This is a genomic window from Curtobacterium sp. HSID17257 (assembly GCF_003989515.1).
In the GTDB taxonomy this organism is placed as follows: Bacteria; Actinomycetota; Actinomycetes; order Actinomycetales; family Microbacteriaceae; genus Curtobacterium.
Genome location: NZ_RBLU01000028.1, coordinates 1 through 12,055, shown reverse-complemented (window position 1 = coordinate 12,055; position 12,055 = coordinate 1). Strand labels below are relative to the sequence as shown.

General features: G+C 71.6%; 10 protein-coding genes and 1 tRNA gene. 1 reads left to right on the top strand and 10 read right to left on the bottom strand.

The window, feature by feature from the left end; translation table 11 throughout:
• Positions 1 to 69: 69 nt before the first annotated feature.
• From coaE to polA, 4 genes are all read right to left on the bottom strand, one after another.
• The gene (coaE, locus tag D8M35_RS06665; RefSeq protein ID WP_126891136.1) at positions 70 to 672 is read right to left on the bottom strand and encodes a dephospho-CoA kinase; all 603 of its coding nucleotides are present in this window, start codon (positions 670 to 672) and stop codon (positions 70 to 72) included.
• Between the two features lie 90 nt (positions 673 to 762).
• Positions 763 to 2,232: a 30S ribosomal protein S1 gene (gene rpsA, locus D8M35_RS06660; RefSeq protein ID WP_126891135.1), complete on the bottom strand. Its 1,470-nt coding sequence runs from the start codon at positions 2,230 to 2,232 to the stop codon at positions 763 to 765.
• Positions 2,233 to 2,532: 300 nt separating this feature from the next.
• The gene (locus D8M35_RS06655; RefSeq protein WP_126891134.1) at positions 2,533 to 4,212 is read right to left on the bottom strand and encodes a DUF885 domain-containing protein; all 1,680 of its coding nucleotides are present in this window, start codon (positions 4,210 to 4,212) and stop codon (positions 2,533 to 2,535) included.
• A 101-nt stretch (positions 4,213 to 4,313) separates the two neighbouring features.
• On the bottom strand, positions 4,314 to 6,986 hold the full coding sequence (gene polA / locus D8M35_RS06650; protein WP_126891133.1) for a DNA polymerase I: 2,673 nt from the start codon (positions 6,984 to 6,986) through the stop codon (positions 4,314 to 4,316).
• Between the two features lie 112 nt (positions 6,987 to 7,098).
• On the opposite strand from polA, the gene D8M35_RS06645 reads away from it, so the two are divergent.
• Positions 7,099 to 7,467 carry a PaaI family thioesterase gene (locus D8M35_RS06645; protein ID WP_058730186.1) on the top strand — a complete coding sequence of 123 codons (369 nt, stop codon included), beginning with the start codon at positions 7,099 to 7,101 and terminating at the stop codon, positions 7,465 to 7,467.
• A gap of 19 nt (positions 7,468 to 7,486) precedes the next feature.
• Here the strand turns inward: D8M35_RS06645 and D8M35_RS06640 are convergent, their stop codons facing one another.
• The 6 genes from D8M35_RS06640 to D8M35_RS06615 all read right to left on the bottom strand — a co-directional run bounded on the left by D8M35_RS06640 (position 7,487) and on the right by D8M35_RS06615 (position 11,776).
• Entirely contained in the window at positions 7,487 to 7,957 is a 471-nt protein-coding gene (locus D8M35_RS06640) for a GNAT family N-acetyltransferase (protein WP_126891132.1), read from the bottom strand.
• A 138-nt stretch (positions 7,958 to 8,095) separates the two neighbouring features.
• A complete protein-coding gene (locus D8M35_RS06635; RefSeq protein WP_022903868.1) occupies positions 8,096 to 8,701 on the bottom strand; it encodes an ANTAR domain-containing response regulator in 606 nt (201 codons plus the stop codon).
• 124 nt (positions 8,702 to 8,825) lie between these two features.
• Positions 8,826 to 8,906: transfer RNA gene (locus D8M35_RS06630), tRNA-Leu, on the bottom strand.
• Positions 8,907 to 8,947: 41 nt separating this feature from the next.
• On the bottom strand, positions 8,948 to 9,505 hold the full coding sequence (locus D8M35_RS06625; protein ID WP_126891131.1) for an MOSC domain-containing protein: 558 nt from the start codon (positions 9,503 to 9,505) through the stop codon (positions 8,948 to 8,950).
• Positions 9,502 to 11,052 (bottom strand): ATP-binding protein, encoded by a 1,551-nt coding sequence (locus D8M35_RS06620; protein WP_238638125.1) that lies wholly within the window; start codon positions 11,050 to 11,052, stop codon positions 9,502 to 9,504. Before D8M35_RS06620 ends, D8M35_RS06625 begins: the two co-directional genes overlap by 4 nt.
• A 40-nt stretch (positions 11,053 to 11,092) precedes the next feature.
• The gene (locus D8M35_RS06615; protein ID WP_174234705.1) at positions 11,093 to 11,776 is read right to left on the bottom strand and encodes a response regulator transcription factor; all 684 of its coding nucleotides are present in this window, start codon (positions 11,774 to 11,776) and stop codon (positions 11,093 to 11,095) included.
• Positions 11,777 to 12,055 lie beyond the last annotated feature (279 nt).

The window sequence follows — 12,055 nt, the reverse complement described above, 5'->3', positions numbered from 1 at the left end:
CGGGACCCCTGACACCACGCGGCCCTGATCGCCCACAGCTGAGCATGCGCGCGAGCGCGCAGGACCGCGTCAGCCGGCGATGCGCTGCCACACCTCGTCCGCCGACCGGAGGGTGTCCTCGAGCGAGCCGGTGGCGTCGACGACGTGGTCGGCGAGGGCGAGTCGCTCCGCGTCGGACGCCTGCGCGCCCACTCGACGCTCGGCCTCCTCGCGGGGCATCCCCCGGTGCTCCACGAGCCGTTCGACGCGCTGCGCCGCGGGGGCGTCGACGACGACGACCGCGTCGAACCGGATCGGACGGCTCCCCCGGGCCTCGGCCAGCAACGGCACGTCGTACACGACGACGGCATCGGGATCGGCTGCCTCGGCGGCGTCGAAGGCCTGCCGTGCGAGACGCCACACCTCGGGGTGGGTGATGCCCTCGAGGTCCTTCCGGGCCGCGGCGTCGGCGAACACGATGCTGCCGAGGGCGGGCCGGTCGAGCGAGCCGTCGGGTGCGAGCACGCCCGTCCCGAACCGCTCGGCGACGCGGGCGAGCCCGGGACTGCCCGGTGCGACCGCCTGTCGCGCGAGCCGGTCGGCGTCGACGACGACCGCGCCGTGCTCCGCCCAGCGACGGGAGACCGTGGACTTGCCCGCGGCGATGCCGCCTGTCAGACCGATGATGCGCACCGCTCCAGGCTACCGATCAGGTCGCGGAACGCCGGAAGCCCGGCACCCCGTGAGGAGTGCCGGGCTTCCGGTACGGTGCGACCCGCTCGATCAGTTGCTCGAGCTGAGCTTCTCGCGGAGCGCCGCGAGCGAGGCGTCGTCGGCCAGGGTGCCCTGACCGTTCGACTCGCTCGAGAAGGTCGACGAGGACGAGCTCGAGGCCGAGGCCGGGAGGTCGAAGCCACCCTTCTCCTCGTCGGCGATGGTCTTCGCGACCTGCGCCTTGTGGGCCTCCCAGCGCGACTGGGCGGCCGCGTACTGGCCCTCCCACTCGGTGCGCTGGGTGTCGTAGCCGTCGAGCCACTCGTTGGTCTCCGGGTCGAAGCCCTCGGGGTACTTGTAGTTGCCCTGGTCGTCGTACTCGGTCGGCATGCCGTAGAGCGCCGGGTCGAACTCGGTGCCCTCCGGGTCCACGCCCTCGTTCGCCTGCTTGAGGCTGAGCGAGATGCGACGACGGTCGAGGTCGATGTCGATGATCTTGACGAAGACCTCGTCACCGACGGAGACGACCTGCTCGGCGAGCTCGACGTGCTTGTTCGAGAGCTCCGAGATGTGGACGAGACCCTCGATGCCGTCGGCGACGCGGACGAAGGCACCGAACGGCACGAGCTTCGTGACCTTGCCCGGTGCGATCTGGCCGATCGCGTGGGTGCGGGCGAAGACCTGCCACGGGTCCTCCTGCGTGGCCTTGAGCGAGAGCGACACGCGCTCGCGGTCCAGGTCCACCTCGAGGATCTCGACGGTGACTTCCTGACCGACCTCGACGACCTCGCTGGCGTGCTCGATGTGCTTCCAGGAGAGCTCGGAGACGTGGACGAGACCGTCGACGCCGCCCAGGTCGACGAACGCACCGAAGTTGACGATCGACGACACGATGCCCTTGCGGACCTGGCCCTTGTGGAGGTTGTTGAGGAAGGTGGTGCGCGACTCGGACTGCGTCTGCTCGAGCAGGGCGCGGCGCGAGAGGACCACGTTGTTGCGGTTCTTGTCGAGCTCCAGGATCTTCGCCTCGAGCTCCTGACCCAGGTACGGGGTCAGGTCGCGGACGCGACGCAGCTCGATGAGCGAGGCCGGGAGGAAGCCACGGAGGCCGATGTCGACGATCAGACCGCCCTTGACGACCTCGATGACCGTGCCGGTCACGACGCCGTCGGACTCCTTGATCTTCTCGACGTCGCCCCACGCGCGCTCGTACTGCGCACGCTTCTTCGACAGGATGAGGCGGCCTTCCTTGTCCTCCTTCTGGAGGACCAGGGCCTCGACCTCGTCGCCGACCTCGACGACCTCGTTGGGGTCGACGTCGTGCTTGATCGAGAGCTCGCGCGAGGGGATGACACCCTCGGTCTTGTAACCGACGTCGAGGAGGACCTCGTCGCGGTCGATCTTCACGACGGTGCCGGAGATGAGGTCTCCGTCGTTGAAGAACTTCAGGGTCTTCTCGACCTCGGCCAGGAAGTCATCAGCCGAGCCGATGTCGTTGATGGCGACCTGCTTGGGAGCCTTGGTCGTGGTGGTTGTCATGTAGAGATTGCTCCGAACGGACATGAGTCGGGCCGAGACGGCGAGGGAGCGACCCCCTGGTCCGCACCTGTCGCAGGTACGAGCCGTCGCAGCGGTTGGTTGGATGACGCAGATTGCGCCGATCGAGTCTAACCGCAGCGCGGCGGCCCTGACAACCGGGCGTGTCGTCGCGTGTCGCGGACGGGCGGGGCCCGGCCGGACGGTGGAGCCCGACCGGCGACGGACGGGAGGCGCGTGGCGGGCCCGCCCCGCGCCTCCCGTCCGTCAGCCGTCGGTCTCGGACCCGCCAGGCGCTGGTGGTCAGCCCAGCAGCGCGCTCCGGAGCGTGTCCAGGCCGACACCGCCGAGCGCGAGCGCGCGGTGGTGGAAGGCCTTCAGGTCGAACGCGGCGCCCTCGCGGGCGGCGAGCTCGTCGCGGATCGACTCCCAGACGCGCTGCCCGACCTTGTAGGACGGGGCCTGTCCCGGCCACCCGAAGTAGCGGGCGACCTCGAACTGCACGAACTCCGGGGCCATGTTGACGTTCTGCCCCATGAAGTCGAGCGCGTACTCCCACGTCCAGCCGCCGCCGTCGGGGTTGGTCTTCTGCAGGTGCACGCCGATGTCGAGCACGACGCGGGCCGCACGCATCCGCTGGCCGTCGAGCATGCCGAGGCGGTCGCCGTCGTCGTCGAGGAACCCGAGCTGCTCCATGAGCCGCTCGGCGTAGAGCGCCCAGCCCTCCACGTGCCCGGACGGACCCGCCAGCTGCCGGCGCCACGTGTTCAGCTCGCCGCGGTTGTAGACCGCCTGGCTGATCTGCAGGTGGTGGCCCGGGACGCCCTCGTGGTAGACCGTGGTCTTCTCGCGCCAGGTGCCGAACTCGGTCACGCCCTGCGGCACCGACCACCACATGCGGCCGGCCCGCGAGAAGTCGTCGGAGGGGCCGGTGTAGTAGATCCCGCCCTCCTGCGTCGGGGCGATCCGGCACTCCAGGCGCTTGATCGGGTCGGCGATGTCGAAGTACTTCCCGTCCATCGCGCGGATCGACGCGTCGCTCGTCTCCTGCATCCACCGCTGCAGCGCGTCGGTGCCGTGCAGGATGCGGGCGGGGTCGGCGTCGAGGACCTCGATCGCGCGCGCCACGGAGGCACCGGACTCGATGCGGTCCGCGATGCGCTCCTGCTCGTCGCGCATGCGGGCGAGCTCCTCGATGCCCCACTCGTACGTCTCGTCGAGGTCGACGACCGCGCCGAGGAAGCGTCGGGAGTGCAGCTCGTAGTCCTCGCGGCCGACCGCGTCCACCGGGGTCGCGAGCGGCAGGAGCTCGTGCTGGAGGAAGCCGCTGAACGACCGGTAGGCGGCGGCTGCGACCTCCGCCCCGCGGGCCAGGTCGCTGCGGAGCGACTCGGGCAGCGGCGCGCCGCCCTCGAGCGCGGCGCCGTCCACCAGCTGCCGGAAGAACCCGTCCTCGGCGCCGTTGCGCGCCGCCTGCTCGGCGACGAACTCAACCTGGCGCTTCGCGGGCGTCACCTGCTCACGCGTGCCCTGGAGCAGGGTCTCGCGGTACCCCTCGAGGGCGTCCGGCAGCGCGGCGAGACGACCGGCGACGTCCTGCCAGTCGTCGGCCGTGGCGGTCGGCATCAGGTCGAGGACGTCGCGGAACTCCTGCGCGGGGCTCGCGATCACGTTGAGGTTCCGCAGGTGCAGCTTCCGCTCGTGCGACTCGACGACCAGGTCGAGCTCCGCGCCGAGGTCGGCCTTCGTCACGCGGTCCACGTCGTCGGTCGACTCGGCGGCGTCGAGGGCGCGGCGGGCCGAGCGGGCAGCGTCGGCGAGGGCGTCGGCACCGGCGGGAGAGGCGTCACCGTAGCCGTCGGTGCGTCCCGGGACACCGATGTACGTGGCGACGGTCGGGTCGAGGTCGACGAGGGTGGACACCCAGTCCTCCGCGACGCGGTCGACGGCGGACGGCTGGCGGACGGGTCGGTCTTCGCTCATGCCCCGACCCTACCCAGCGACACGACGACGGACGGGAGGCACGGTGCCAGCTGGCACCGTGCCTCCCGGCCGGCCCGTGGTCGCGACGCGACCCGCGCGCGTCAGTGCGCCGCGACCTCCCAGTTCGGGCCGACGCCGACCGACACGTCGAGCGGGACGCTCAGCTCGGCCGCCGCACCCATGCGCGTCCGCAGGATCTCCTCGACGCGCTCCTGCTCGCCGGGCGCGACCTCGAGGATGAGCTCGTCGTGCACCTGGAGCAGCAGGTGCGACTCGAGCGAGCCCTCACGGAGGTCCTCGTCGACACCGAGCATCGCGATCTTCATGATGTCGGCCGCCGACCCCTGGATCGGGGCGTTCAACGCGGCGCGCTCGGCGTTCTCACGGAGGACGCGGTTCGGGCTCTTCAGGTCCGGGAACGGACGACGGCGACCGAAGATCGTCTCGGTGTAGCCGTCCTCGCGGGCCTGCTCGACGACGCCCCGGAGGTAGTCGCGCACGGCACCGAACCGGGCGAAGTACTCGTTCATGAGCGTGCGGGCCTCGGACTGCTCGATGCGGAGCTGCTTCGACAGACCGAACGGGCTCAGGCCGTACGCCAGGCCGTAGGACATCGCCTTGACCTTCGTGCGCATCTCGGGCGTGACGTCGGCCGGCTCGACCGAGAACACCCGTGCGCCGACGAAGCGGTGCAGGTCCTCGCCCTCGTTGAAGGCCTGGATGAGGCCCGGGTCGCCCGACAGGTGCGCCATGATGCGCATCTCGATCTGCGAGTAGTCGGCGGTGACGAGGGTCGTGTACGGCTCGGCGACCGCGAAGGCCGAGCGGATGCGGCGGCCGACGGCGGTCTTGACCGGGATGTTCTGCAGGTTCGGGTCGGTCGACGACACGCGGCCGGTGCTCGTGCCGGTCTGCTCGTAGCGGGTGTGGATGCGCCCGTCGACGACCGCCGCGTCGAGCGTGTCGACGATCTGGCGGAGCTTCGTCGCGTCACGGTGCTGCAGCAGCAGGCCGAGGAAGGGGTGCGGGTGCTGCTCCTGCAGGTCCGCCAGGCTCGCGGCGTCGGTCGAGAAGCCCGTCTTCGTCTTGCGGGTCTTCGGCATCGCGAGCTCGGTGAACAGGACCTCCTGCAGCTGCTTCGGCGAACCGAGGTTCACCTCGTGCCCGATCTCGGCGAAGGCCTGCTGGGCGAGCTCGGCGGCCCGCTCCCCCAGGTCGTGCGACAGCCCGGTCAGCACCGGTCGGTCGATGCCGACGCCGATGGTCTCCATGCCCGCGAGCACCGGGACGAGCGGCAGCTCGATCGTGTCGAGCACGCGCAGCGAGGACTCGTCGACGCGCGAGCGCAGCGCGGTGTCGACGCGCAGGACGTACCAGGCGTGCACCCCGATGTTCACCGGCTCGGTCTCGGGGACGAGCTGGTTCGGGTCGGCGGTGGGCAGTTCCTCGCCGAGCTCCTGGTACACGAGGTCGGCGAGGGGCTGTCCCTGCTTGCCGGGCTGTGCGAGCCACCCGGTGATGCGGGCGTCGCCGGCGATGCCCGCGACGGTGATGCCGACCGTGCCGAGGGCCTTGATGGCGGTCTTGGCGTCGTGGAAGTGCTTCGGGGCGTCGGACGCGAACCACGCTGCGAGCTGCTCGTAGTCCTTCGCGCCGCTGCCGCCGGGCACCAGGACGGCGTCGTCGTGGGTGGCGATGCCGATCGCGCTGAGTCGGCCGTCGATGACCTCGACCGCGACGCCGAACCCGTTCTCGGCGTCGTTCGCACCCTTGCGCTCGAGCCAGTGGCCGAGCTCCTCGTCGATGACCGTGGTGACCTTCGGCGGGGTCGGGGCGCCGCTGTCGACGGCGCCGGGGGCGTCGCTCGCCTCGCTGGGCTCACCGCTGCCGGCGACCTTGAACACCCGGTCGAGCAGGGTGCGGAACTGCAGCTTCGCGAAGAGGTCGCGGACCGCCTGCTCGTCGAGCGGGCGCAGTGCGACGTCGCCGGGGCCCACGGGCAGCTCGACGTCGTTCACGAGTCGGTTGAGCTTCCGGTTCCGGATCGCCCGGTCCTTCTGCTCGCGGAGGTTGTTGCCGACGACGCCCTTGATCTCGTCGGCGTGCTCGAGCACCCCGTCGAGCGAGCCGTACGCCGTGATCCACTTCACCGCGGTCTTCTCACCGACCTTGTCGATGCCGATCAGGTTGTCGCTGGTCTCGCCCACGAGCGCCGCGATGTCGGGGTACTGGTGCGGCTCGATGCCGTACCGCTCGTACACCTTGTCGCGGTCGTAGCGGGTGAGCTCGGAGACACCGCGCACCGACGGGTACAGCAGCGTGACGTCGTCGTTCACGAGCTGGATGGAGTCGCGGTCGCCGGACACGACGTACACCTGGTACCCCTGCTCGGACCCCTGGCGGGCGAAGGTGGCGAGGATGTCGTCGGCCTCGTAGTCCTCCTTCGTGACCGTCGTGATGCCCATCGCCTCGAGCGCCTGCTGCAGGAGCGGGATCTGGCCCTTGAACTCCGGCGGGGTCTCGGAACGGGTGCCCTTGTAGTCCTCGTACTCACGCGTGCGGAACGAGAACCGGGAGATGTCGAACGCGACCGCCAGGTGCGTCGGCTTCTCGCGCTGCAGGAGCATGAGCAGCATCGAGATGAAGCCGTGGATGGCGTTCGTGTGCTGCCCCTCGCGGTTCACGAAGCTGTCGACCGGGAGCGCGTAGAAGGCCCGGAAGGCGAGCGAGTGGCCGTCGATGACCATGAGGGTAGGCTTTGCGGAGTCCGACACCCGGACAGCCTACCGACGCCATCCGACACGGGAGTCCGCCAGCGTGACCGACGACGTGACCCACGAACCGACCACCTCCGGAGCCGTCGACGAGCGACTGTCCGACCGCGGGATGGGTGAACTCGCCACGAAGATGGGCATGGAGATCACCGAGCTGAGCGCCGAGCGGGCCGTCGGATCGATCCCCGTCGAGGGCAACCGCCAGCCGGTCGGCCTGCTGCACGGCGGCGCCTACGTCGTGCTCGCCGAGAGCCTCGGGTCGATGGCCGCGAACGTCCACGCCGGCCCCGGGCGCTACGCCGTCGGCATCGAGCTGAGCGCGTCGCACTCGCGGAGCGCCACGAGCGGCCGCGTCACCGGGACCTGCACGGCGATCCACCTCGGCGGCACCCTGACGACGCACGAGATCGTCCTGACCGACGACGAGGGCCGACGGTGCTCGACCGTGCGGATCACGAACATGATCCGTGAGCGGCGCTAGTCCACCGGATCGGGACCGTTCAGTCCTCCGGCGGTCGCTGCAGCAGCAGGCGGGCGTCCCCGAACCCGAGCCGACGGTAGAGCGTCTCGCCGACGACGCTCGAGTGCACCACCACGCGCTCCGCGCCAGCCTCGTCCGCCACGTCGAGCAGGGCCGCGACCAGGAGCTTCGCGACTCCGGCACCGCGTAGGTCCGGGTGCACGTAGACGCTCTGCAGCTCGGCGGCGACGCGTCCCCGCGGACGGTGCGGCACCGGCGGACGGGCGTTCAGCGCGAGCCACGCCATGCCGAGCACGACGCCGCCCCGCTCCGCGACGACGCACCGGTGCGAGTCGGCGTGCTCGCGGGCGAAGGCGGTCATCGCCTCGCGGTACTCCTCGCGCGTCGCCGTCGGCGCGCGCCCGTCCTCGTCGACGCTCCACCGCCAGCGCAGGTCGGCGACCGCAGGCATGTCCGCCGGTCGGGAGGCTCGGATCACCACGTCGTCCATGTCCCCACCCTGCCAGGTCACCGGCTCGGCGGCGGGGCCGACCCGCGCCTCCCGTCCGGCACCTGCCGCGGCCGGGACGCGGAGAGCGCCGCCGGACCGGGTCCGGCGGCGCTCTCCGCGTGAGCGAGTGGGTACTCGTTACTTCTTGGCGCTGAGCTGCTCGATGATCGCCTTCGCGACGTCGTGCATGGTCAGACGGCGGTCCATCGACGCCTTCTGGATCCAACGGAACGCCTCGGGCTCGGTGAGGCCCATCTTCTCGTTGAGCAGGCCCTTGGCACGGTCGACGAGCTTGCGGGTCTCGAAGCGCTCGACGAGGTCGGCCACCTCGGCCTCGAGCGTGATGATCTGCTGGTGCCGCGAGAGGGCGATCTCGATCGCGGGCAGCAGGTCGTTCGGGGTGAAGGGCTTCACGACGTAGGCCAGCGCACCGGCCTCCGTCGCGCGCTCGACGAGGTCCTTCTGGCTGAACGCCGTGAGGAGGACCACCGGAGCGATGTGGTTCTTGGAGAGCTTCTCGGCAGCGGAGATGCCGTCGAGCTGCGGCATCTTGACGTCCATGACGACGAGGTCCGGGCGCAGATCGGTCGCGAGCTGGACGGCGGTCTCACCGTCGCCGGCCTCGCCGACCACGTCGAACCCGTTGTCGCGGAGGATCTCGACGATGTCGAGACGGATGAGCGACTCGTCCTCGGCGACGACGACGCGACGCGGTGCTGCTGGGGTTGCTTCTGTGTCACTCACGACGGAGAGCCTACTAGACGGAGTGCGCGGCTTCCGTCAGCTGTGGAGTGGCGTCGACAACGAGCTTCTGTACGAGTGGCGGGACCCTCGGTGCGCGCAGCCCCGCACGCCGTGAGCGACCTTGTACGAGTGGCGGGACTCGAACCCGCACGCCGTGAGGCAGAGCATTTTGAGTGCCCCGTGTCTACCGTTCCACCACACTCGCGAGGGCTCCAGGCTAGCAGGGCCCGGGTCCGCCTCCGGTCGTCACACCGGCACGAGCGGCTGCGGCTCCCCCGCCGGCAGCTCGACACGGACGGTGTCACCGGCGCGGACCACGCCGCCCGCGACGACCACCCCCATCACGCCGCCCTTGCGCTCCACCGTCCCGTCCTCGGCCCGACCGAGGACCGCGCGGAGCAGGCCGGGGTCGAAGTCGTTGATCTGCTGGCAGGGGTTCCGGAGCCCGGTCACGCGCACGCACGCCTCGTCACCGAGGTGGAGCAGCGCTCCCGTCGGCAGGCCGAGCAGGTCGACGCCGCGCGTGGTGACGTTCTCCCCCATGTCGCCGGGGACGACCGTGTGCCCGGCCGCCGCGACCTCGTCGAAGACCTCGGCGTGCAGCAGGTGCACCTGGCGCAGGTTCGGCTGCGAGGGGTCGCGGGCGACGCGCGACCGGTGCTGCACGGTCGTGCCGGCGTGGGCGTCGCCCTCGACACCCCACCCGGCGACGAGGCTGATCTCCTCGACGACGGGCTTGCTGAAGCGGTGCTCGGCGTCGCGGCTCACCGCGACGACCCGGCCGGTCTCCTGAAGAGCGCTCACGTGCCCATCGTGGCAGACGCAGGGGCCTGACCGACAGCCCGGGGTGCTCCCGGCGCAGCATCGACGGACCGTCCGGTGCGGGGCAGGCGGAGCACGAACCGGGCGCCGCCGAGCGTGGCGTCGTCCCCGTGGACCAGGGTGCCGCCGTGGGCGACCGCGATGCCTCGGGCGATCGGCAGGCCGAGTCCTGCGCCGCCCGAGCGGACGTCGCGGGAGTCCTCGAGCCGGACGAGCCGGTCGAACACCCGCTCCCGGTCCTCGACGGGGATGCCGGGTCCGTCGTCCTCGACGACGAGCACCACCTCGCCCCCGTCCGTGCCGAGGACCACCCGGACCGTCCCCGTCCCGCCGGTGGACCGTGCGGCGTTGTCGAGGAGGTTGCCGAGCACCTGGGCGAGCCGGTCGGGGTCGACGTCTGCTCGCACGGGCCCAGACGGTACGTCGGGCTGCAGGGCGATGCCCGGCAGCCGGAGTCCGAGCCGGTCGACCTCGGCACGGAGCCACGGCACGAGGTCGGTCGGCCGTCGGTTGAGGGCGATCCCGCGGTCGAGGCGCGCCATCGTGAGCATGTCTTCGACGAGGCGTGCCGCGCGGTCCGCCTGGCGGACGACGTGCACGGCGAGCACCTCGGTCGTCGCGGGGTCGTCACCGCCGCTGCGCACGAGGGTGTCGGCCGCTGCGCGGACACCGGCGACCGGCGTGCGGAGTTCGTGTGCCGCGTCGGACAGGAACCCGCGCACGCGCTCCTCGGCGGCGACGGCCTGGGCCTCGGCGCCCTCGACGGCGTCGAGCATCCCGTCGAACGCGGCGGCCACGCGGCCGATCTCGGTGTCGGTCCTGGCGGGTCGGAGGCGCCGACCGCGATCACCGTCGGCAATCGAGCGCGCCGTCGCGGTGACCTCGTCGAGCGGGCGCAGCGCCCGACGGACGACCACGACGACGCCCGCGACGGCGACACCGAGGAAGGCCGCGGACGCGCCGCCCATGACCCACCCGAGCTGCGCGAGGGTCTCCTGGACGTCACGTGTCCCGGCGGTGAGCGTGATGCGGGTGCCGTCGTCGAGGACGGACCGGAGCGTGAGGACGCCGTCGTCGTCGCGCAGGCTGGACGACACGACGGACGCACCGGACGTCGCCGAGGCGGCTCCGGGCCCGGTCGACCCGGCCGACGACGACCCGGCAGACGTCGACCCGGCAGACGTCGATCCGGGGGCCGACGACCCTGCGGACAACCGGTTGCGCACGGCCGGCCCCGGGAGCCCTCCTGGGTCGGGGGGACCGGAGCGCAGCTGGTCCGGAGTGGGACCGGCTTCGACAGCGGCACCGTCGGGCTGCACGATCCGCACCGAGAGTCCCTGAGCCGAGAGCCGGTCGGCCAGGTCGTCCGCGTCGAGCACCCCGACGAGCGCGGCCGCGGCGGCCGCCCGGTCCCGCAGTCGGTCCTCGACCTGGGCGTGGAGCCGGGCGCCGAGCACCGCCTCGACCGCGACGACGAGTCCGGCGAGCAGCACCGCGAGCAGCACGAGCACCGCCACGACGGTCCGCAACCGCAGCGACGTGGTACGGAGCCGACCGCCGACCGCGGCATCACGCTGCGCCCCTGTCCACGGCGAGCCGGTACCCGAGCCCCCGGACGGTGTGCACGAGCCGGGGTCCGTGCGCCTCCATCTTGCGGCGGAGTGCGCTGAGGTGGACCTCGACCAGGTTCGGCGCGATGTCCTCGTAGCCCCACACCTGTGTCGTGATCTGTCCCTTCGACACCGTCCGGCCCCGGCTCTCGGCGAGGAAGCGCAGCAGCCGGAACTCCGTGGCGGTCAGGTCGAGCAGGACACCACCGCGTCGGACGGTCGCGCCCTCGGGGTCGAGCACCAGGTCGCCGACCTCGATCACCGACGGGACCCGACCGCGGCGACGCAGCACCGCGGTCACCCTGGCCACGAGCTCGGCCATCGCGAACGGCTTCACCACGTAGTCGTCGGCCCCCTCGGCGAAGCCGCGGAGTCGGTCGTCGAGCTCGTCCCGCGCGGTCATCATCACGACGGCGGCGTCCGACCGTGTGCGGATCCGGGCCGCGAGGAGCATGCCGCTCGGGCCGGGCAGCATCCAGTCGAGCAGGACGAGGTCGGGGGCGGCCCGGTCGAGGTCCTCGGCGATCGAGCGGCCGTCGGACACCTCGGTCACGACGAAGCCCTCGGCGCGCAGGGTCGCGGCGACGGCGGTGCGGAGGGAGTCGTCGTCCTCGACCACCAGGACACGAGCGGGTGCGTTCACGGCGGACACGGTAGGTGGGCACTGCCTGCAAGGAGCATGGAGGACGCTGGAGGACCGCTGTGCTTCAGTCCTGCTTCAGATTCGAGCTCGACCGTCGTCCTCGTCGCCGGACCACCCCGGTCCGGTCACACCGACACGGAAGGCACACCATGCAGGACGAACGACACGACCAGCCCGTCACCGCTCCGGACCGTCGCCGCCGCACGCTGCGTCGCGTGGGGATCGGATCCGCGGCCGCTGCAGCGCTGCTCCTCGGCGGGCTCGGCGTGACCGCCGCAA